The following is a 20,971-nucleotide window of genomic DNA, read 5'->3' on the forward strand; positions in this document are numbered from 1 at the left end:
CGGTGTCGCGGAAAAAACTATCGACGGGATTGCCTACACTGGTCTAGGGAGAGCGCCGGCCCGCGCCGGCAGCCCGCCGCACCACCAAGCCTTAAGGAGCTGACTATGGCCGACAACAATGTGACCGAATCCCAGACCACCGATACCACGACCCAGCAGCCGGACCAGCCTGCCGCGCAGCCGGCTGCCCAGGCCGCGCCAACGCCTGCAGCGGTCCATGCACATGCTCCTTCACCGGCTGCATTGGCCAAGGCCGCAGCACATACGCCGGTCGCGAAGTCGAGCGGATTCGCCCAAGCGGACATCGCCAAGGCCGAAAGCTTCGGCCGTGTGGACGACAACGGCGTGGTGTATGTCAAGGAAGGCGACACCGAACGTGAAGTGGGCCAGTACCCGGACGCCCCGCACGACGAGGCGCTCGCACTGTATGCTCGCCGTTACCTCGACCTCAAGGCGAAGCTGAACCTGTTCGCCACGCGCCTGAAGTCGAACTCGATCAAGCCGCGCGAGATCGATGAGACGCTGAAGACGCTCACCGCGGAAACCGAGAACCCGGATGTGGTGGGCGACATCGCCGCGCTGCACACCCAGCTCGACGAACTCAAGACCGAAGCCCAGGCCAAGAAGGAAAGCATCGCGCAGGCCCGCACGGAAGCGATGGCCAAGGCCGTGGCCGAGCGCACGAAGATCGTGGAGAAGGCCGAGCAGCTCGCCGCCAATCTGGGCGACAACACGAACTGGCGTTCGACCGCCGACAAGTTCCGTTCGCTGTTCGAACAGTGGCAGAACCACCAGCGCACCACTATCCGCATCGACAAGGCCGACGCCGATGCGCTGTGGAAGCGTTTCTCCGCGGCGCGCACCACATTCAACCAGGCACGCCGCAAGTGGGCCCAGGCGCGTGACAACGAACGCAACCAGGCCAAGAAGGTCAAGGAAGAAATCATCGCCGAAGCCAACGAGCTCAAGGAGTCGACGGCATGGGCGCAGACCTCGCGCCGCTTCAATGAGCTGATGGACCGCTGGAAGCAGGCGGGCCGCGCAGGCCGCAGCGAGGATGACATGCTGTGGGCACAGTTCCGCGAAGCCGCCGATACGTTCTTCAACGCACGCCAGGCCGACCGTGACCAAATGAACACCGCCGAAAAGGAGAACCTGGCCAAGAAGGAGGCGCTGCTCGTCAAGGCCGAGGCGCTTGTGCCGGTCAAGGACGCCGCGCAGGCCAAGAAGGCCCGCCAGCAGCTCGCCGAGATCCAGGAGGAGTGGGACCAGATCGGCTATGTGCCGCGCGAAGACATGCGTCGCATCGAAAGCCGACTCGACGACGTGGACAAGCAGATCAAGGCCGTCGAAGACGCCGCGTGGAAGCAGGCCGACCCTGAGGCCGACGCCCGCAAGTCCAGCTTCGAAGGCCAGCTCAAGGCACAGCTTGACGAGCTCGACGAACGCATCGCCAAGGAGACGGATCCGAAGAAGAAGGCCAGCCTCGAAGCCGAGAAGGCGACGAAGGAGCAGTGGCTCAACGCCATCATGTGAGTCTTCGGGCTTGATATGCAGTGAGGCCCCGGCAACTGCTGTTGCCGGGGCCTCACTGCATATCAAGCCCGTTACTGCACAGGCTGCGGTTCGGCGTTTTCCTCCACGACGTCCTTGCTCGGGTCGTTCTCGCCTGCTGCGGGAAGCTCGAACGGCTCACTGCGGAACGTGAACTCGCCGAGGATGCCCTCGCCGTCCGCGTCCACGATCACACGCTCGTTGTCGTTGAGCTCGCCCATCAGGATCTTCTCCGACACGGCGTCTTCGATGTCGCGCTGGATCACGCGGCGCAGAGGACGCGCGCCGAGCAGCGGGTCGAAGCCCTTCTGTGCGAGCAGGTCCTTCGCCTTGTCGGTCAGGTCGAGCTCCATGTGGCGCTCGAACAGGCGGTCGTTGAGCTGCTGCACGTCCAGGTCCACGATCTGGCGCACCTGCGGCTCGGTGAGCTGGCGGAACACAATGATGTCGTCCAAGCGGTTGAGGAACTCAGGGCGGAACTGCTGCTTGAGCTCGTTCGAGACCTGATCCTTCATGCGCTGGTAGCTCGTCTCCGTGTTGTTGCCCAGATTGAAGCCGGTGTTGGCGGCCTTGGCGATGTCACGGGTGCCGAGGTTGGTGGTCAGGATGATGATCGTGTTCTTGAAATCGACTTTGCGTCCCTGACCATCGGTCAAGTGGCCATCGTCAAGCACCTGGAGCAGCGTGTTGAAGATGTCGGGGTGCGCCTTTTCGATTTCGTCGAACAGCACGACGGAGAACGGCTTGCGGCGCACCTTCTCGGTGAGTTCGCCGCCCTCTTCGTAGCCCACGTATCCCGGGGGCGCTCCGAACAGGCGCGAAGCCGCGTACTTCTCGGAGAACTCCGACATGTCGACGCGGATCAGCGCGTCCTCGTCGTCGAACAGGAACTGCGCAAGCGTCTTGGCGAGCTCGGTCTTGCCCACACCGGTCGGGCCGGCGAAGATGAACGAGCCGGCCGGGCGCTTGGGGTCCTTGAGCCCCACACGCGTGCGGCGGATCGAGCGCGACAGCGCGGACACGGCCTCATCTTGGCCGATGATGCGCTTGTGCAGCTCCGCCTCCATGCCCAGCAGCTTCTTCGACTCCGCCTGGGTCAGCTTGAACACCGGAATGCCGGTGCTCTGCGAGATAACCTGGGCGATGACGTCTTCATCCACCACCATGCGCACGTCGGATTCGCCTTCGCGCCACGCCTGTTCCTTTTCTTTGCGCTCGGCCTCGAGTTTCTCCTGGGTGTCGCGCAGTTCGGCGGCCTTCTCGAATTCCTGGTCCTTGATCGCCTGGTCTTTCTCCTTGGCGATGCGCTCCACGCGGGCGTCGAGCTCCTTGAGCTCCGGCGGCGCGGTCAGACGCTTGATGCGCAGGCGCGCACCGGCCTCGTCGATCAGGTCGATCGCCTTGTCGGGTAGGTTGCGGTCCTGAATGTAGCGCGACGACAGTTCGGCGGCGGACTGGAGCGCGCCATCGGTGATCGTCACATGATGGTGGTTCTCATAGCGGGCGCGTAGTCCCTTGAGGATCTCGATCGTCTCCGCGATCGACGGCTCCGCGACCTGGATCGGCTGGAAACGGCGTTCCAGCGCCGCATCCTTTTCGATGTATTTGCGGTATTCGTCGGTCGTCGTGGCGCCGATTGTCTGCAGCTCGCCACGCGCGAGCATCGGCTTGAGCATATCGGACGCGCCCAGTGCGCCGTCCGCGGAGCCCGCGCCGACGATGGTGTGGATCTCGTCGATGAAGAGCACGATGTCGCCACGCGTCTTGATCTCCTTGAGCACCTTCTTGAGGCGTTCCTCGAAGTCGCCGCGGTAGCGCGACCCCGCCACCATCGAACCCAGGTCAAGCGAGTACACCTGCTTGCCACGTAGTGTCTCGGGCACGTCGCCGGCCACGATCTTCTGGGCCAAGCCTTCGACGACGGCGGTCTTGCCCACGCCGGGCTCGCCGATCAGCACCGGGTTGTTCTTGGTGCGCCGCGACAGTACTACCATGACGCGTTCGATCTCGGTGCTGCGCCCGATGACGGGGTCAAGCTTTCCTTCCGCCGCTTCGGCGGTCAGGTTGCGGCCGAACTGGTCAAGGATGGCCGATCCGCTCTGCGCGTGCTTGTCCTGCACGCCGCCGGCGTTCGCCAGATCACCCTTGTCGTCGGTGCCGCCAGCGTTGCCACGGATCATGTCGATCGTGGTGCTGCGCAATTCGCCCAAATCCACATCCATCTTGATGAGGACCTGTGTGCCCACGCCTTCGCCTTCGCGGATCAGGCCGAGCAGAATGTGTTCGGTGCCGATGTAGCTGTGCCCCAGCTGCAGCGCCTCACGCAGCGAAAGCTCCAGCACCTGCTTGGCGTGCGGAGTAAATGGGATGTGCCCATTCGGAGCGGCGTTTCCTTTGCCGATCATTTCCTCGACCTGCTTGCGGGTGTCTTCGAGGGTCACACCCTTGGCTTCCAAAGCCTTGGCCGCTACGCCTTCTCCCTCACGAATCAGGCCAAGCAACAGATGCTCCGTGCCGATGTAATTGTGCTGGAGGGCACGAGCCTCTTCCTGCGCCAGCACGATCACGCGCCGCGCACGGTCGGTAAACCGTTCGAACATGCTAGTCCTTCCATGATTGGTAATTCCACATCACTCTACAGATTTACAGTGACGTTTATTTCCGCTGCGACTATTTTTCTCAAGAACCATTACGTTATGCTTGAACGAGAAGCATCGCATGGAAAGTTAGGAGTATGCCATGAGCGAGCAGAACAATGCGCTCAATGCCCAAGGTGACCTTGTCGTAGGCGTCGACGGAACGGTCGAATCGTTCGCCGCACTGCGCTGGGCGCTCAATCAGGCCGTGCTCTCGGGGCAGTCGGTGAACGCCGTGTACGGCTGGTCGTATTCGTGGGACATGGGCCCCGAACCGCAGACCGAGCAGGAGGTGGCTGAGCTACGCCAGAAACTGGCGGACAAACTGCGCACGTGGGTCGACACGGCCACGCAAGACATCGACATCGACAACGAGCACATCAAGCTCACGTCATTCCGGGCCTCGGGTGCTTCCGCCCTGCTCGAGATCGGCGCCAACGCGCAGCAGATCGTGGTGGGGCGCCGTTCGATGGGACGTGTGGCGCGCTGGTTCGCCGGCTCGCTTTCCGCTTCGCTCGCCGAGGAGTCGACGGTGCCGGTCACGGTGATTCGCACCGCGAGCGACGCGGACATCGACGTACAGGATCAGATTGCGAATGCGCTGAGCCCCGGAGACGACCAAGTGCACTTCGTGACGCCTGTCGCGCCGACGCCGCGCGTCGTACGCCCGATTGTGGTGGGCGTGGACGGCTCGCCCACGTCACAGCGCGCGCTGGGGTTCGCTGCGCGTCTCGCCGAGCTCAACAGCGCGCCGCTGCATGTGATGTTCTGCTGGCAGCTGCGCGACCTGGGCACCGTCCCCGGCTATGAGTCGAGCGTGGCGCCAATGGAGGTGGCCCAGCGCTATGCCGAATCGATAGTGAAGAGGATGGTGGACGACTCCCCTATGCCAGCCGGTCTTTCGGTGACACCGAACGCGTTCCACATCAGCGCCGGCAAAGGCCTCGTCAGCGCGTCGCGCTATGCGCGCCACATCGTGGTCGGCTCACGTGGCCTGAGCGGTTTGGACGCGCACTTCCTCGGATCGGTCTCCAAGCAGCTGCTCAATTCCGCGGAATGCAACCTGTCGATCGTGCACTGACCGAACGCTCCTCCTGAACCGGGCAGACGGCGGTTCACCGTCGGCTCAGTTCAGGCACCTGTTCACAGACAGGCCGCATATGATATGCGTGGGAGCAGGAACATAAGGACTTATGACAGCAGACGAACAGCACAGCAACAGCGACGACACAGACACCGGGACCACCACCGTGGCCAGTCAGGACGACGCGACCCAGCACGTGGGCACAGCGAGGAACACCAGCCAGACCCGTATGGAACAGGCATCCGAGCAGGGTGGCGATCCACCCTCGTTCACCCCCAAGGACACTACGCGCACACGGCCTGCCACGCAGGGCACGCATGCGCCAGGGTCCGGCGCGCGCTCCCACACGGGTGCGGCAAGACACCGCCGCCCGTGGTGGCAGGTCACCGTGCTCGTGGTGTTCGTGGCATGTGCGGTGGTCGCCGCGCTGTATGCGAACGGCACCATCTGGGGCACCCCGCGCGCGCAGGCGATGAGCGCGTGCCGCAAAGCCACCGCGCGGGCGCAGGATGCGCACAGGCTCACGCAGACCGCGATTGACGACGCAAAGCAATACCGTGACGACGCAAGCAAGACGATTGACGCCGACGCGCTGCGCCGCATGACCGTGCTGATCGACGACGCCGAAAAGGAACCCGCCGTGCCGTCATGCACAATCACGATGGACAATGCGCGGCTCAACGACCACGCCGAGACGGCGAAGCAGCTCACCGACGTCTATACGACGATCACCAAGGAATTGGTGCGCATCACGTCGGGCGTGACAGACAACGAGGATGCCGGCGCCGCACAAGACACGACGAGCGGCGAACCGCCCACACCGTCCGGCGAGACGGAACCGGAGCGGACCCCCACGGCCACGCCGAGTGCGTCCGCGACAGCAAGTGCACAGCCTTCCGCGTCACCTTCCAGCACGCCGAAGGATTCGGCGTCATCCACTGCACGGCCAACAGCGAAACCTTCCGGGAGTGCCTCACCGAGTACATCGGCGAGTCCGTCGCCCAGCGCAACGGCCACAGCCTCGCCGTCGGCCAATCCAGACGGCAACAAGCGGTAAGACGGCTTACTCCGCGGATCCGGTGTCGTTCGTGGATTCTGCGGAATCGGTGGAAGCGGTGTCAACCCGCGCACTGGCCTCGCCGGAATCACCGGTTTCATTGGCCTCTTCGAGCAGCTCGACTTCCCCGCGTTCCTCACGCGTGCGCTGCGCCACAACGTCAATGTGCATGTCGTCGTACGCCGGTTTGGTCTGAATCCATAGATTGCTCGGCTCCGGCGGATCGATCTGCGAGTGTTCGCCACACCCGTGGTCGAGCGAGACGACACGCCCGTCATCCGGGCTCCAACGGTTCGCGCAGACGCCGAACATCGTGCCCAGATCGCCGCGCAGCGGAATGAGGAACCCGCACGTCGAGCACAAGTTGCCATCCGCGGTCTTCGTGGACAGCGACTTTGGCCCGTGCGGGCCGTCATACCACCGTTGTGCCGTCTGCGAGCGTCCGAGTTCGGACATGACCTGCCGCCGGGACAAATCGAATTCCTCGACCGTGTCATGTACATCCTCAGCGCTGGTTGCGGCGCCGTCTTCGGCCACGGTGGCCTCGACCTGCACGATGCCTTCTTCGGTGATGCCCGGCTCGAGACGAGGGTCGTCGGGTTCAGTGCCGATGGAGTCGGTGACGGTCAGGTCGGACGGCTCAAGCCGGTCCTTCCATGGCACCCATGGCGGCGGGAGCAGCGCTTGGTCCGAGGGGATCAGCGTGGACTCGTCGACGGTCCAATGGTCCAGTTCCTCGTCATGGAACAATGTGACCGACCACTGCCAGCCCTCATAGCCCACCATCAGCGCGGCAAAGCGGAAATCAGTGACCCCGCCTTCCAGGGCCTGTTGCGTCACATAGTCGCCAACGGCGTCCGGGTTCTCGGCGGCGTCGATCGCCACGGCGCGGGCGAGCGCCACCGGATCCAAAGCATTGTCTGTCATCAATCATTCCTGTACATCGAAATTGTCCGCCACGGCGCGCAGCAGCGTGGCGAGTTTCTTGCTGTCCGAAGCCGAAGGGTACCGGTGGCGGCGCAGCTGATTGCCCGCGGAGTCGAGCAGTTTGATTAAGTCCTCCACAATGGCCGCCATGTCGTCCGGCTTCGGCCGTGTGGCCTTGACGAGCGACGGCGCGGACTTGACGAACGCCACGTCCATGGCCACCGGTCCCTTGCTGCCGTCGATCACCGAATACTCCACCTTCGCGCCCTTGCGCACATCACGCATGTCCTTCGGCAGGGCGGTCTGGGGCAAAAACACATCATGGCCGTCATCGCTCTCGATGAATCCAAAACCCTTCTTCGCATCGAACCAACGCACACGTCCACTCGGCATGGTCACCTCTCACCCAGTCAACAAATCCTTCATACCAGTGCGCGGACTCGGGGCCCGCGCATAAATCCAACGTCTTATCTTACCGCAGGCCCCGCATACAGCACAAACCGGCCGCGGTGAGCATAATGCCCGCCGCGGCCGGTCCGCGCGCCCGTTCAGGACTCCGCTTCATCGGGGGCCAAGGGCATGACGATGGTGAAGGTGAGGCCGCCACCGGGGCTTTCCGTGGCGCAGATGAACCCGCGGTGCGCGTTGATCACCGACTGCGCGATCGCCATGCCGAGTCCCGTGCCGCCTTTCTGACGCGCGCGGGATGGGTCGGCGGTGTAGAACCGTTCGAAGATCCGCGCCAGACCGTCCGGCGGCACGCCCGGTCCGTGGTCGGTGAAGCGCGCCACAGAGACCATCATGCCGTGCTGCGTCACGGTGAAGCGCGCGGCCGCGCCCACAATGGCCTGCAGCGATTCCTCCTCCGAGGCGAGCGACGTCAGTTCGTCGAGCGCCATGTCGATTCCGAGCACACCGAGTGAGAGTTCGACCGGCGAATCCGCGGGTGTGTAGCGGTGGATGTTGCCGACGATGTTCGTGACCATCTGGTGCAGTCGTGTGCCATCGGCCACTATCATGACGCTCGGCAGTTCCCCGGGCGTCATACTCAGCTGCAGATGGTCTGGTTCGCTGACGTCGAGGCCAAGCACGCCGGTCGTGATGTCGCGTTCCGGGTCGAGCGCATGCAGGTCGTCCACCGATTCGCGGATGACCGAACCCAAATCAATGTGGTCGGTTATCGAGATGCCATGGCCTTCGTCGAGGCGTGCAAGCGACAGCAGATCTTCGACGAGCAGCGTCATGCGCGCGCTCGACGCCTCGATGTGCGCGATGGAATCGTCGGCGCGCTCGATCTGTCCTGGCTCATTGCGTTGCATGCGGTAGAGCTCAGCGTATCCATGGATTGCGGCGAGCGGTGTGCGCAGCTCGTGGCTCGCATCGGACACGAACCGCTTCATTTTCTCGGTCGTGGCCTGCTGTTGGCGGAAACTGCGTTCAATCTGCGCGAGCATCGTGTTGAGTGATTTCGCGAGCGTGCCCACCTCGGTGCCTTCCGGCGCGTCCGGCACGCGTTGTGACAGGTCTCCCGCCGCAATCTTCGCCGCCGTCTTCTCGATGCGTTTGAGTGGGCTCAGTGTGCGCTGCACGGTGATGGCGCTGATCACCCCGCCGAGCAGTACGACGGCGACACCGACGATGACGCAGAACCGGGTCAGATTGTCGATCATGTCGACCTGGTTGCCCAGCGACAGGCCGATGTAGATCACGCCGCGTGGTTCGATCGTGCCGTTCGCGGAATCGCTGACCCAGCGCAACGCCACAACGCGCCACGGCGCCTGCGCCATGACCATCGTCTCATGGTCCGGCTGGCCTTTCACGTTCTCGAGATCCACCACCGCCGGGGTCGTGTACGGCACGGCGATCTCATGGCCGTCAAGGCCTCCGCCGCGCGGCAGCAGAGGCCGCGAGATGACACCGTCGCGGTACATCGGCTGCAGCAGCTTGTACGTGCTGCCCGTCTGTCTGTCGTAGGCCTGCACGTAGTAACTGACGAACGAATTGCTGTCGGCGGTGGATTTGGTGTCGTTGAGCAGCGTCGTGTTCTTGAACACGAGTTCAGCTTGCTGCAGCAACTGGCTGTCGGTACGTTGCAGCATGTAGCTGTTGACGAGTTGGCGTATCGACAGCGAGATGCTGACCGTGCCCACGCTGAGCAGCACGATGATCGAGATGACGAGCTTGGCGCCCAACGGGATTTTCTGGATGCCGCTGAAGCGCGCGCCGTATGGCGCCCCGCCGTCCTTGGCACGCGGTGCGGCACCCTTACGGGGTGTTGTCTTTGGCGTGCCGTCGGCATCGGCCCGCTTCGTTGGTTTCGGGTCGACTGGAGACTTCATCTGGTGTCGGCTTTCAGTGCTTCGGCACCCTGATCATGTAGCCGATGCCACGTTTCGTCTCGATCAGCGGCTGCACCTTGTGCATCGTGCCGTCCTCGTCCTCCACCTCGAGGTCGTCGACCTTCTTGCGCAGGTACGAGATGTACGATTCGACGATGGCGGCGTCGCCGCCCCAGTCGTATTGCCACACGTGGTCGAGGATCTGCGCCTTCGACAGCACGCGGCCCTTGTTGTCCATGAGGTAGCGCAGCAACTTGTACTCGGTAGGGCTCAGGTCAATCGCCTTGCCGGCGCGCGTCACGTCGTGCGAATCCTCGTTGATCTCCAGATCGCCCACGCGGATGATCGGGTCGTCCTGCTCCTGTTCGCGCGTGCGTCGCAGGATCGCGCGGATGCGCGCCACCACTTCCTCAAGGCTGAACGGTTTGGTCACATAATCGTCGCCGCCGACGGTCAGTCCCATGACCTTGTCTTGGGTGTCGTCGCGCGCCGTCAGGAAGAGCACCGGGGCGTCAATGCCTTCCTGGCGGATGCGGCGCGTGACGGTGAATCCGTCGATGTCCGGCAGCATGACGTCGAGGATGATCAGATCGGGCTGGGTCTTCTCGATGACTTCAATCGCCTCGGACCCGGACGCGGCGGTCTCCACTTCGTAGCCGGCGAAATGGAGCGAGGCCACAAGCAGTTCACGGATGGACGGTTCGTCGTCGACGACGACGATGGATGTTTCGGTTCCTTTGCTCATACTGCATATGATGACGATGGACTCTGGACGTTTCCTGAACGCCAGCTGAAATCTAACGCTCGTCTGTGGCGGCAGGAACGTTCTGGTCGGCCCGATCGGCATCGGAGGCCGGGGCGTCCGACACGGCGGCCTCGCGGGCACCCTCGTCCTGTGCCTTCTCGTCCTCGACGACGCGTTCGGCGTCATGTTCGGTCTCACGGCGGCGGCGCACCACGATCAATACCACGGCACCGACCAGCAACACGGCCACGGCGCCAATCATGACGATGGTGCCGACCGAGGCTGCGGTCGATGAGGTGGCCGTGCTTTTCGTCGTCTGGATGACCTTCATCATGTCGATCGCCGACTTCGCCCAATTCGGTCCATTGACGTCCGCCCCATCCGTAAGCGGCGCCGAAGCCGCTTCGGAAAGCTTGTCCACCGTCTTGCGGTTACGCAGCCATTCGGCGGAATCCGGTGAGACCACAACCGCCAGATTGCCGTCGTTCGACGCGACAGCCAACAGCACGGTGTTCGGCGGCGGGTCGAGCGACTTGAGGGTCTGTGCCGCCCATGCATCAGGCTGTTTGTCGGTATTGAACGAATTGACGTAGATCAGACGCACCGTCACGCCGGTGCGTTCGTAGGTCTCTTTGATGGCGTCGGTGACCGCGCCGAGGTTGTCTCCCAGCAGGTTCTGGGTGTCGACGATGTTGGCCGACACGTCTTCGCCGCTCGGCGCCGTGGATGTGGAGGTCTGCGACGGCGCGGCCTCGTCGGCACGGGATGGGGTGGCGGTGACGCCGGCCAACACCATGGCGATGATGAGCATGAGCATGCCAACGGCCCGCGCGCAACGGCTGGCGCGGGCGTTGTCGCGGGCGGCTTCGCCCTGGGCAACGGGTCGGGAGGATTGTGGACAACCCGGGCGTCCGACCACAGGGGCGGAACCGGCTTTGCTTGCACATTGAGATGTCATAGATTCCACAGTACCGGTCATCATCCCCGGCCGGCAGGTATTAGCAGACAACTGAATACGCCATCCAAGGAGGAACCATCATGCCACAGTACCAAGTGGATTCGGAACGCATCCAGGCGTCGAGCGCTGCGGTGTGCACGTCAATCACGGCGATCCGCCAATCGGTTGACCAGATGTACGGCAACCTCAACGCGTTGCAGGACGCGTGGCGTGGAGGCGCCGCCACGCAGTTCAACGCGCTCGCCGCGCAATGGCGGGCTGCGCAGCAGCAGATGGAGCAATCCCTTGAATCCATCCAGCAGGCCCTCACCCAAGCCTCGAGCGTCTACGCCGACGCGGAATCCCAAGCGGCACGCCTGTTCAGCGCCGGGTGAGCCCATATACGTCGAGGGCCCCACCCGCGGTATGCGGATGGGGCCCTCGGCTGCTGATTCACCGCAGCGCGACGGCAATGCCGTTGGCGCCGCTATGACACAGTTCTATCAGTAGCCCATGTCAGGCGCGGCCGGTGCGGCCGGAGCCGGTTCCGGCTTGTTGGCCACGACGGCTTCGGTCGTCAGGAACAGGCCGGCGATGGACGCGGCGTTCTGCAGCGCGGAACGGGTCACCTTCACCGGGTCGGTCACGCCGGCGGCCATGAGGTCCTCGTAGGTGTCGGTGGCTGCGTTGAAGCCTTCGCCCTCAGGCAGCGAGAGCACCTTGTCGAGCACCACGTCGCCGGAGAGGCCGGCGTTGTCGGCGATCTGCTTGAGCGGGGCTTCGATGCCGCCGAAGACGATTGCGGCACCAGTGGCCTCGTCGCCCTCGAGGTTGACGTCCTTCTCCGCCTTGGCAGCGGCCTGCACGAGTGCCACGCCACCGCCGGGCACGAGGCCCTCTTCGATGGCGGCCTTGGCGTTGCGCACGGCGTCTTCGATGCGGTGCTTGCGTTCCTTGGCCTCGACCTCGGTCGCGGCACCCACCTTGATGACGGCCACGCCGCCGGCGAGCTTGGCAAGGCGCTCCTGCAGCTTCTCGCGGTCGTAATCGGAGTCGGTGTTCTCGATCTCCGCACGGATCTGGGCCACGCGCGCCTCGACGTCTTCCTTCGAGCCGCCACCGGAGACGATCGTCGTCTCGTCCTTGGAGACGATGACCTTCTTGGCGGTGCCGAACACCGACAGGTCGATCGAGTCGAGCTTGAGGCCGATCTCCTCGGAGACCACCTGGCCGCCGGTCAGGATCGCCATGTCCTGCAGCATCGCCTTGCGGCGGTCGCCGAAGCCCGGGGCCTTGACGGCGCAGGACTTGAACGTGCCACGGATGTTGTTGAGGATCAGCGTCGGCAGTGCTTCGCCGTCCACGTCCTCGGCGATGATCAGCAGCGGCTTGCCGGTCTTCATCACGAGTTCGGCGATGTGGACCACGTCCTGCTGCGACGATACCTTGCCGCTTGTGAGCAGGATGTACGGGTCGTCGAGCACGGCGGTCTGGTCGTCGACGTTGGTTACGAAGTACGGGGAGATGTAGCCCTTGTCGAAGCGCATGCCCTCGGTGAACTCAAGGTCGAGGCCGAAGCGGTTGTTGTCTTCGACGGTCACCACGCCATCCTGGCCAACCTTGTCGAGCGCCTCGGCGATCTTCTCGCCGACCTCGGGATCGGCGGCGGAGATCGTCGCGGTGGCTGCGATCTGCTCCTTGGTTTCCACCGGCTTGGCGGAGGCCACAAGTTCCTTGACGATTGCGTCAGAGGCCTTCTCGATGCCACGGCGCAGCGCGATCGGGTTCGAACCGGCCACAACGTTCTTGAGGCCTTCGTGCACGAGGGACTGGGCCAGCACGGTCGCGGTGGTGGTGCCATCGCCGGCCACGTCGTCGGTCTTCTTAGCGACTTCCTTGACGAGCTCGGCGCCGATGCGCTCGAACGGGTCTTCCAAATCGATTTCCTTGGCGATCGACACACCATCGTTGGTGATGGTCGGCGCACCATAGGTCTTGTCGAGCACCACGTTGCGGCCCTTCGGTCCCAGCGTCACCTTGACGGTATCGGCGAGCTTGTCGAGACCGGCCAGCATGCCCTGGCGTGCTTCCTCATCATATTCAATGATCTTTGCCATTGTTCCTCCACTACGGGATTGATGTTGTACGACACCACTCGGGACGCGGCGTGCTATCCGACCGTCAGCTTTCGGGTATCACTCCCACGGTCCGAGTGCTACTACGGGAGAGTAGCACTCTCGATGCTCGAGTGCCAACTCGACATGCTGGAATTTGCGCTCTCGGCAAGAGACATCAATGCCCGGACGACCCCAAACCAGTCTCCGGGCATTGTTTTCGGGCGCGTCGACGCACATCCCCACCGTCAGTTCATTACAACAACGTCTTTTGCCTGATACCCCTTGGGTGTCTCGACGACGCTGTACTCCACACGGTCACCTTCCTTCAACGTCCTGAATCCATCGGCCTGAATCACTGAATAATGGACGAAGACATCCTCACCGCCCTGCGCAGGGTTGATGAAGCCATACCCCCTGCCGGCGCTGAAGAACTTGACTGTTCCTTGTGCCATCTGCTTTTTCCTTCTACGTATTGCACATCATGGCGTCCCCCCCCCGGATCACCATGATCTCAAAACTTCCCCAATCACAGGCGTCCACAGTGGGCGGCCGCAGGACATTCTACCGCGACCGCACCCGCGAAACGCTCGAAATCTGCCATATGAGATGTTTTTGCCTGATTACCCCCCCCCACACACAATGGGCATTTCCGTCTGGAATATACAAAAACCGCCCGGTGACGAACCGGGCGGTGACATATATGCGGCGGTGCGCTCACTGCATCAGCACAACCTGGATCGGCGTGCCGATCGAGGCGGATTGCTCCACAGTCGTGATGCCCAAGGCGTTGGCCACCTGCTGCGCGGTCGCCAGGTCGGCCTCGTTCTGGTAGTACACCACGGTCTGTGCGGGCAGCACGGTCGTCGCGTCCGGGTTGGCCGCGCTCACATTGGTGAATCCCCGGTTCTGCAGCACGCCTGCGCGGTCGTTCGCGAGGCCGGACACGCCGGTGCCGTTGATCACCGTGATCTGCGCATTCGTGTTGACCTGTTGCGATTCCTCCGGCGTGCTCTGCGCGGATTCACTTTCGGAAGGCGTCTGGCTCGGCGTGTCCTCGGCCGACGTCGACTCGCTCGCCGAAGCGCTTTGCGAAGAGTGCGAAGCCGTGCCCGACGCGCTCTCGTCCGCCGACGAAGACGATGCGACCTGCGAGGTCTGCGCCGTCGTCTGCGTCTGTTCGGAGCGGCGGTTGAACATGTTCGCCGCCTCACCCGAGAAGATGCTCCAGAACAGCACGCCCGCGGCCACGGCGGCCACGAGCACGATGACGAACGGCGTGAGGCGCACAATCATCGGCCGGTTGCCGCGGTGCACGCCAACGGGGCCCTCGGGGGGATTGTCAAAGGCGTCCTTCTCATAGGACCGGTACTGTTCGGTGTCCTTACGAGCCATGGAAAATCCTTCCGCTATACATGCAACCAGTATGCGCCCCACAACCATTCCTAACCGAACAGACGATGGGCTGCTCCACCACTATATCAACCGGCATGAAACGGCGGGCGATCCGCAGACCGGCCGCTACAGTGGAACCCATGAGCACTGCACATACCAAACCCCTCAGTGAGCTGATCGACCCGGGCTGGGCGCATGCACTGGCCGGCGTCGAGCCGCAGATCCACGCCATGGGTGATTTCATCCGCCAACAGCAGGCGCAGGGCAAGCGCATCCTGCCGGCGAGCGGCAACATCCTACGCGCCTTCACGATTCCGTTCGATTCCGTCAAGGTGCTGATCGTCGGGCAAGACCCCTACCCCACGCCGGGGCATCCGGTCGGGTTGAGCTTCTCGGTGGCACCGGGCGTCAGACCGCTGCCCAAAAGCCTCGTCAATATCTACAAGGAGCTGCAAAGCGACCTGCATGTGCCACCGCCGACGAGCGGCGACCTGACACCATGGACGAAGCAGGGGGTGATGCTGCTCAACAGGTGCCTGACCGTGGAAGCCGGGCGTCCCAACAGCCATGAGCACAAGGGGTGGGAGCAAATCACCGACGCGGCGATCCGCGCACTGAACGACCGCAAGGACGCACAAGGCAGGCCACTGCCGCTCGTGGCCATTCTCTGGGGGCGTAAAGCTCAATCCCTCGCCCCATTGCTGACGAATGCCACCATCATCGCCTCACCGCATCCCAGCCCGCTTTCCGCCTCGCGCGGGTTCTTCGGCTCCCGTCCGTTCTCGCGCGCCAACGAGGCCCTCGAACGCATGGGAGTCACCCCGATCGACTGGAGCTTGTAAGCCCCACTGCAGCCCGACGCTCAACCATTGCCGCTACAATGACGACACGACACAACATTCGACCTACCGATGGAGCGCATTCCATGGCCTTATTCCATCAGCCACCAGCCCCGCAGCCCATGGCCCCGCCGCCCACGGCAACCACCCCCGCCACCGCGTTGGGCGCCGATGACACGGCCCGCGCCCAGCAGCTCGTGGGCCGGATTCGCAACCGCTTCTCCCAGACACTCGTGGGTCAGGAGAACCTGCGCGAATCCCTGATCACCACGATGGTGGCCGGCGGCCACATCCTCATCGAATCCGTGCCGGGCCTCGCCAAGACGACCGCGGCACAGACCCTGGCCACCGCCGTCTCCGGATCGTTCAAACGCGTGCAATGCACACCGGACCTCATGCCCTCCGACCTTGTGGGCACGCAGGTCTTCGACTTCTCCACGCAACGCTTCACCACACAGATCGGCCCAATCCACGCCAACTTCGTGCTGCTTGACGAGATCAACCGATCCAACGCCAAGACCCAGTCGGCGATGCTCGAGGCCATGGCCGAAGGCGCCACCACGATCGGCGGCCAGCGCATCCCGCTGCCGAAACCGTTCATGGTGATCGCCACCCAGAATCCCATCGAGGAAGAGGGCACGTTCAACCTGCCCGAAGCGCAGATGGACCGTTTCATGATGAAAGCCGTCATGACCTACCCCACTGCCAAGCAGGAAGTCGCCATGCTCGCGCTGCTCACCCGCCGCGGTTCCGACACGATCGACCCCACGGCGCTGACCCACGACGTCATCGGCATCCAAGACGTGGACTTCCTGTGCCGCGCCGCGCGCCAAGTGCATGTGTCCGACGCAATCATGAAATACGCGGTGGACCTGTCCGAAACCTCGCGCGGCGCCGGCGGCAAGCCCGTGCAGGGGCTGCCGTCGCTCGTGCGCCTCGGAGCCTCGCCGCGCGCGTCAATCGCGCTTGTGCGCATCGGCCAGGCCGCCGCGCTCATGGCCGGCCGCAATTACGTGGTGCCCGAAGACATCAAACAATATGCGCACGAAGTGCTGCGCCACCGCATCCTGCTCACGTTCGAGGCGCTCGCTGACGGCGTCACTTGCGACCAGGTGATCGATTCGATCGTCAAGGCGGTCCCCGTCCCATGATCGACCGCGCGCACACGGCAGACCCCGTCCGGCGCAAGATCGAAGCGCTCGGCACCTCCATGTCGCTGCCCACCGTGGCCAAGGCGTTGGGTGTGCTGGAAGGCGAGCACCGGTCGAACCGGCGCGGCGGCAACGACGACCTGCTCGATATCCGGCCGTATGGGCCCGGTGACGAGGCGCGCGCGATCGACTGGAAGATCAGCGCGCGTTCGGGCCGTGCCATGGTCGTGCAACGCGAACGCCTCGCCTCGGGCCGCGCGTATCTGCTCATGGACGCCGGCCGCGAGATGACGGCGAGCTGCCCCTCAGGCGAGACGGCCTACGCGGTCGCGGCCAATGCGCTGTGCATGTTCGCCGCGCTCAGCCTGCGCCGCAGCGACGACGTCTCGCTTGTGCTCGGCGACGCCGCGCGCATCGCCCGCGTGCCGTTCCACGGTGGCCTCGCGCAGTTCGAGCGCACGCTCGATGGCGCGCTCGACCGCGCATGGGACCAGGCGCGCAATCTCGACGCGCTTCTCGACTACGCCGTGCAGCTGCACGACCGTGACGCGCTCGTGGTCATCGCGAGCTGCGAGCAGGCGCTCACCCGCGACCACCTGCCGCTCATCCGGCGCATCGCACGCACGCACCCCCTCGTCGTGATCGACGTGGGCACCGTCAATCCCTTCGCCACGCAACCGCTCGACGATGCGCCACACGCGCACGTCGTGGACGGCACGAGCGGCAGGCGTGTGCCGGCGTTCCTGCGCAATGCGTCGCTCGCCCAGGCGACCGAACGCCACCGCGCGTTCGAAGTCACGAATCTCACGCAGGAACTGGCCCGGTGCGGCGCGCGGCTCATGCACGCGTCGTCGAGCGCACGCATGTTCGCGGGTTTCGTGCGCTTGGTCTCACTGAGTCGTTTCGGCACACCGGGCGCCCCTGCCGCGTTGCGCACACCGGCGCGCCAAGGAAAGGAGCGCGCGTGAACACGATGGCGCTTGATGTCTCCGACCTGCACCCGTCCGCCGCGCTCGGCGATGTGCCAATGTTGTGGACGGTGTTCGCCGTGGCAGCCGTAGCGGCGGTCGCGTGCGTTGTGGCGATGGCGTTGTATGGCAGGCGCCGCACCCGCCGTGCACCCGCCACTTCGGCAGGAGCACACGCGCAGGCCGGATCCACGCAACAGTGGCTCGCACGCGTGGACGATGTGGTGCGCCAATACGACGCCGGCGAATTCCCGGCCGACGAGGCCTATGCGCGCCTTGCCGCGCTGGCACGCGAGTTCGCCGCCGCGCACAGCGGATGCGCGCTTTCGACGAGCACACTGCGCGAACTCGAACGGCGCCCTTCGGGCGGCACGGCGGCGAACTGGGACGCGTTGCGCCTGACGATTGCCGCACTGTACCCACCTGAGTTCGCCGACGCCGCGACGAATGCCGAAGCGCGCGACGCCAGCGTGCACACCGCGGCCGGCTGGGTCGGGGATTTCATGGAAAGGTGGCGCTGACATGCTGCATTGGCAATGGCCATGGGTCATTCTGATCGCGTTGGCGGCCTGCGTGCTCATCGGACTCATGGTACGCATGATCGACGCGCACCGCCACGGCGCACCGCCCGAAGCCACCGTTTTCGACATCGACGACGACCTCAAGACCGACGAAGGCGCGCGCATGCTGCGTCTATGGCGCCGGTGGAACCGCGCGGCCGCGGTGCTCGCCGTACTGGCGCTGGTCACGATGGCGGCGCTTGCGGGCCGCCCGGCGCGCGTGGCCGCCGAAGACGAGCGCAGCGGATCGCGCGACATCGTGCTGTGCCTTGATGTCTCGGGGTCCACCCTGCCGTACGACCAGCAGGTGATCGCGACCTACCGCACGCTGATCTCGCATTTCAAGGGCGAGCGCATCGGTCTGAGCATCTTCAATTCGACGTCGCGCACCGTGTTCCCGCTGACCGACGATTACGCGATGGCCGCACGGCAGCTTGAGCACGCCGACGATCTGTTGCGTGGCGTGGAGACGCAGGACGACATCGACAAGATGAGCGCCCAGCAGTACCAGCAGGTCTCCGACTGGCTCGCCGGCACGCAGAACCGCAAGAATGCCACGTCGCTCATCGGCGATGGACTTGTCAGCTGCGCCGCCATGCTGCCGGGGTTCACCTACGGCGGCACGCAGGCCGACCAGTCGCGCGACGCGTCGATTGTGCTGGCCACCGACAACGTGGTTTCAGGCACGCAGACCTATACGCTCGCGCAGGCGCTCGACCTGACGGGCAAGGCCGGCATCACCGTGGACGGCCTGTTTTCAGGCCCCTCACAGAGCGACCATGATGAGGCCACCGAACAGATGCGCACCCTCATCGAACAGCATCACGGCACGTTCCTGCTGCAGTCCGACGGCGACTCCGTGGCGGATCTGGTGCGCGCGATCGACCGGCGGCAGATCAGCGCGGTCGATGAGGCGAGCCAAGCCGATTGGACGGACGCGCCGGGTTGGTGGACGCTTGCCATCGCCGTGCTGCTCGCCGGCTGGCTGATTGTTGCTTGGAGGTTGAGGCGATGAGCGGATTGACCTTGGCACCCGCCCTGGGCTGGCCCGCTGGTTCGGCACTGGCTGCGGCGATGCTCGTGTGTGCGGTGCTCGTCGTGGTGTTCCATGTGCGCCGGCGCGCGCAAGGCACCGACGAAACCGTGGCCGCATGTGTCCGCCGCTGTGCCATGTGCGTGCTTGTCGCGGTGCTCGCGCTCACGCCGAGCATCGCGACGACGACCACAAGCCGTGCAGTGAACACGACCGACGTCGTGATCGCGGCCGACGTGACCGGGTCGATGGGGGTGGCAGACGCCACGTACGGCGACCGCACGCGCATCAGCCGCTTGGACGCGGCGAAGGCGGCGATCGGCGACATCACGGCCGCCTACGCGCATTCGAGCTTCGCCGCGGTCTCGTTCGGCGCCTCGGGCACGCAGGACGTGCCGTTGACGCCGGACGCGCGCGCGATCGACAACTGGGCGGATTCGTTGCGCGTGGAGCCCACAGACGCGTCCGCGGGCTCGTCTCCGGACGCGGCGATCGACACACTGCTGCTGACGCTCAAATCCGTGCGTGATGCCCACCCCGACGATACGATCGTGCTGTACCTGATCACCGACGGCGAGCAGACCACACCGAAGGCACGCCGCACGTTCTCGTCATTGCGCCGCTACCTCAACGACGCCTGTGTGATTGGCGTGGGGTCCGCGTCCGGCGGCCGGGTGCCGCAGGTGCATGCGGATGGCACAAGTGAGGAAGGCGTCTGGGTCACCGATCCGTCGACCGGCCAGCCGGGCGTGTCGATCATGGATGAAGCACAGATCGCCTCGCTCGCCGACGAACTCAGCGGCACCGCATTGCTCACCGCGTCCGGCGGCACTGTGGTCCAGCAGCGGATCACCGGCGAAGCGAACTCGTGGCGACAAAGCACCACGGAAAAGCAACGCACGCGCGTCTCGCCCATCACATGGCCGTTCGCCATCGCGCTGCTCGCCGTGGCGGCATGGGAGTTCGCGGCCTGGCACATGCAATCGAGGAGGCTGCTGCAATGACTTCGCAACCACAACCACGGCGCACGCGCGCTGTGCGCATCGTGCTCGGCGTATGCGCGGTGGCGCTGGTGGCCTGCGCCGGGCTCGCCGGATGGAACCTGCGGGCGGTCGGCCTGTACAACCAGGCGACCGCGACGCTGACGGCCACGCTGCGCGACGCCGCAGCCGCGGATAGAGACATCAAACAGCTGCTCGCCCAACAACAGCAGACCGACGCGCAGCTGGCCGAAGCGCAGCAGGCCTCCATGCTGCTGCTGCCGTCGGTCCGCACCGCGATCGCACACAACAGCCAGGTGAGCGGCGCATTGACCGAACGCCTGCAGCAGCAGGTGGACGCCACAACCCAAAGCACGCCACAGGCCACGACCGGCGATTCGACCACGAACAGCCAAGGCGGCGAGCCTGCGCTGACCGACGAGCAACGCGAACAGATCGAGCAGATGCTGCGCAACAACGAGCAGACGCAGGAATCCCAGGACCAGGCCGTGCAACACGACGGCGAGCGCCACAGCGGCACCGACACGAGCGGTGGCGACGCCAAACCGTGGTGAGCCCGCCGCACGCGGCATGTGGACCGGCGACTGCCGGATGGGCGCCTGTGTGGATGCACGCATGATGCATCCACACA

19 protein-coding genes and 1 pseudogene are annotated in these 20,971 nt (G+C 64.6%); 11 read left to right on the forward strand and 9 right to left on the reverse strand.

What is annotated here, in order from left to right; translation table 11 throughout:
* Positions 1 to 105 precede the first annotated feature (105 nt).
* Positions 106 to 1,536, forward strand: a complete 1,431-nt coding sequence (locus tag OU02_RS00460) for a DUF349 domain-containing protein (RefSeq protein WP_033488287.1) — start codon at positions 106 to 108, stop codon at positions 1,534 to 1,536.
* A 71-nt stretch (positions 1,537 to 1,607) separates the two neighbouring features.
* On the opposite strand, the gene OU02_RS00465 is transcribed toward OU02_RS00460, so the two are convergent.
* Complete coding sequence (locus OU02_RS00465; protein WP_033488288.1) at positions 1,608 to 4,154, reverse strand: ATP-dependent Clp protease ATP-binding subunit; 2,547 nt, start codon at positions 4,152 to 4,154, stop codon at positions 1,608 to 1,610.
* A 139-nt stretch (positions 4,155 to 4,293) separates the two neighbouring features.
* Between OU02_RS00465 and OU02_RS00470 the strand changes: the two genes are divergently transcribed.
* Together OU02_RS00470 and OU02_RS00475 are read left to right on the forward strand one after the other, a co-directional pair.
* The gene (locus OU02_RS00470; protein WP_033488289.1) at positions 4,294 to 5,271 is read left to right on the forward strand and encodes a universal stress protein; all 978 of its coding nucleotides are present in this window, start codon (positions 4,294 to 4,296) and stop codon (positions 5,269 to 5,271) included.
* A 112-nt stretch (positions 5,272 to 5,383) separates the two neighbouring features.
* Positions 5,384 to 6,331 carry a hypothetical protein gene (locus OU02_RS00475; protein ID WP_033488290.1) on the forward strand — a complete coding sequence of 316 codons (948 nt, stop codon included), beginning with the start codon at positions 5,384 to 5,386 and terminating at the stop codon, positions 6,329 to 6,331.
* 15 nt (positions 6,332 to 6,346) lie between these two features.
* On the opposite strand, the pseudogene OU02_RS00480 reads toward OU02_RS00475, so the two are convergent.
* From OU02_RS00480 to OU02_RS00500, 5 genes and pseudogenes are all read right to left on the reverse strand, one after another.
* Positions 6,347 to 7,258: pseudogene (locus OU02_RS00480) on the reverse strand (DUF3027 domain-containing protein); the annotation flags it as partial.
* A 3-nt stretch (positions 7,259 to 7,261) separates the two neighbouring features.
* Positions 7,262 to 7,651, reverse strand: coding sequence for a cold-shock protein (locus OU02_RS00485; protein ID WP_033488291.1), 390 nt, complete (start codon positions 7,649 to 7,651; stop codon positions 7,262 to 7,264).
* Between the two features lie 155 nt (positions 7,652 to 7,806).
* Positions 7,807 to 9,597: a sensor histidine kinase gene (locus OU02_RS00490; RefSeq protein WP_051918188.1), complete on the reverse strand. Its 1,791-nt coding sequence runs from the start codon at positions 9,595 to 9,597 to the stop codon at positions 7,807 to 7,809.
* Positions 9,598 to 9,610: 13 nt separating this feature from the next.
* A complete protein-coding gene (locus OU02_RS00495; RefSeq protein ID WP_033488292.1) occupies positions 9,611 to 10,342 on the reverse strand; it encodes a response regulator transcription factor in 732 nt (243 codons plus the stop codon).
* 52 nt (positions 10,343 to 10,394) lie between these two features.
* On the reverse strand, positions 10,395 to 11,300 hold the full coding sequence (locus OU02_RS00500; protein ID WP_152593117.1) for a TPM domain-containing protein: 906 nt from the start codon (positions 11,298 to 11,300) through the stop codon (positions 10,395 to 10,397).
* An 80-nt stretch (positions 11,301 to 11,380) separates the two neighbouring features.
* Here OU02_RS00500 and OU02_RS00505 point away from each other — a divergent pair, with 80 nt between their 5' ends.
* Positions 11,381 to 11,674 carry a WXG100 family type VII secretion target gene (locus tag OU02_RS00505; RefSeq protein WP_026643350.1) on the forward strand — a complete coding sequence of 98 codons (294 nt, stop codon included), beginning with the start codon at positions 11,381 to 11,383 and terminating at the stop codon, positions 11,672 to 11,674.
* A gap of 108 nt (positions 11,675 to 11,782) precedes the next feature.
* Here the strand turns inward: OU02_RS00505 and groL are convergent, their stop codons facing one another.
* The 3 genes from groL to OU02_RS00520 all read right to left on the reverse strand — a co-directional run bounded on the left by groL (position 11,783) and on the right by OU02_RS00520 (position 14,788).
* The gene (gene groL / locus OU02_RS00510) at positions 11,783 to 13,396 is read right to left on the reverse strand and encodes a chaperonin GroEL (protein ID WP_033488293.1); all 1,614 of its coding nucleotides are present in this window, start codon (positions 13,394 to 13,396) and stop codon (positions 11,783 to 11,785) included.
* A gap of 245 nt (positions 13,397 to 13,641) precedes the next feature.
* Positions 13,642 to 13,848, reverse strand: coding sequence for a cold-shock protein (locus OU02_RS00515; protein WP_033488294.1), 207 nt, complete (start codon positions 13,846 to 13,848; stop codon positions 13,642 to 13,644).
* 262 nt (positions 13,849 to 14,110) lie between these two features.
* On the reverse strand, positions 14,111 to 14,788 hold the full coding sequence (locus OU02_RS00520; RefSeq protein ID WP_033488295.1) for a LytR C-terminal domain-containing protein: 678 nt from the start codon (positions 14,786 to 14,788) through the stop codon (positions 14,111 to 14,113).
* A gap of 140 nt (positions 14,789 to 14,928) precedes the next feature.
* On the opposite strand from OU02_RS00520, the gene OU02_RS00525 reads away from it, so the two are divergent.
* From OU02_RS00525 to OU02_RS00555, 7 genes are all read left to right on the forward strand, one after another.
* On the forward strand, positions 14,929 to 15,630 hold the full coding sequence (locus OU02_RS00525) for a uracil-DNA glycosylase (RefSeq protein ID WP_033488296.1): 702 nt from the start codon (positions 14,929 to 14,931) through the stop codon (positions 15,628 to 15,630).
* Positions 15,631 to 15,713: 83 nt separating this feature from the next.
* Positions 15,714 to 16,778, forward strand: coding sequence for an AAA family ATPase (locus tag OU02_RS00530; RefSeq protein WP_033488297.1), 1,065 nt, complete (start codon positions 15,714 to 15,716; stop codon positions 16,776 to 16,778).
* Positions 16,775 to 17,746 carry a DUF58 domain-containing protein gene (locus OU02_RS00535; RefSeq protein WP_033488298.1) on the forward strand — a complete coding sequence of 324 codons (972 nt, stop codon included), beginning with the start codon at positions 16,775 to 16,777 and terminating at the stop codon, positions 17,744 to 17,746. The genes OU02_RS00530 and OU02_RS00535 overlap by 4 nt, the downstream gene beginning before the upstream one ends.
* Positions 17,743 to 18,267, forward strand: coding sequence for a hypothetical protein (locus OU02_RS00540; protein ID WP_051918186.1), 525 nt, complete (start codon positions 17,743 to 17,745; stop codon positions 18,265 to 18,267). Before OU02_RS00535 ends, OU02_RS00540 begins: the two co-directional genes overlap by 4 nt.
* Position 18,268: 1 nt before the next feature.
* The gene (locus OU02_RS00545) at positions 18,269 to 19,321 is read left to right on the forward strand and encodes a VWA domain-containing protein (RefSeq protein ID WP_033488299.1); all 1,053 of its coding nucleotides are present in this window, start codon (positions 18,269 to 18,271) and stop codon (positions 19,319 to 19,321) included.
* Complete coding sequence (locus tag OU02_RS00550) at positions 19,318 to 20,343, forward strand: vWA domain-containing protein (protein ID WP_033488300.1); 1,026 nt, start codon at positions 19,318 to 19,320, stop codon at positions 20,341 to 20,343. The genes OU02_RS00545 and OU02_RS00550 overlap by 4 nt, the downstream gene beginning before the upstream one ends.
* On the forward strand, positions 20,340 to 20,894 hold the full coding sequence (locus OU02_RS00555; RefSeq protein ID WP_051918185.1) for a DUF6466 family protein: 555 nt from the start codon (positions 20,340 to 20,342) through the stop codon (positions 20,892 to 20,894). Before OU02_RS00550 ends, OU02_RS00555 begins: the two co-directional genes overlap by 4 nt.
* Positions 20,895 to 20,971 lie beyond the last annotated feature (77 nt).

Source organism: Bifidobacterium pseudolongum subsp. pseudolongum DSM 20099, from assembly GCF_000771225.1.
Taxonomy (GTDB): domain Bacteria; phylum Actinomycetota; class Actinomycetes; order Actinomycetales; family Bifidobacteriaceae; genus Bifidobacterium; species Bifidobacterium pseudolongum.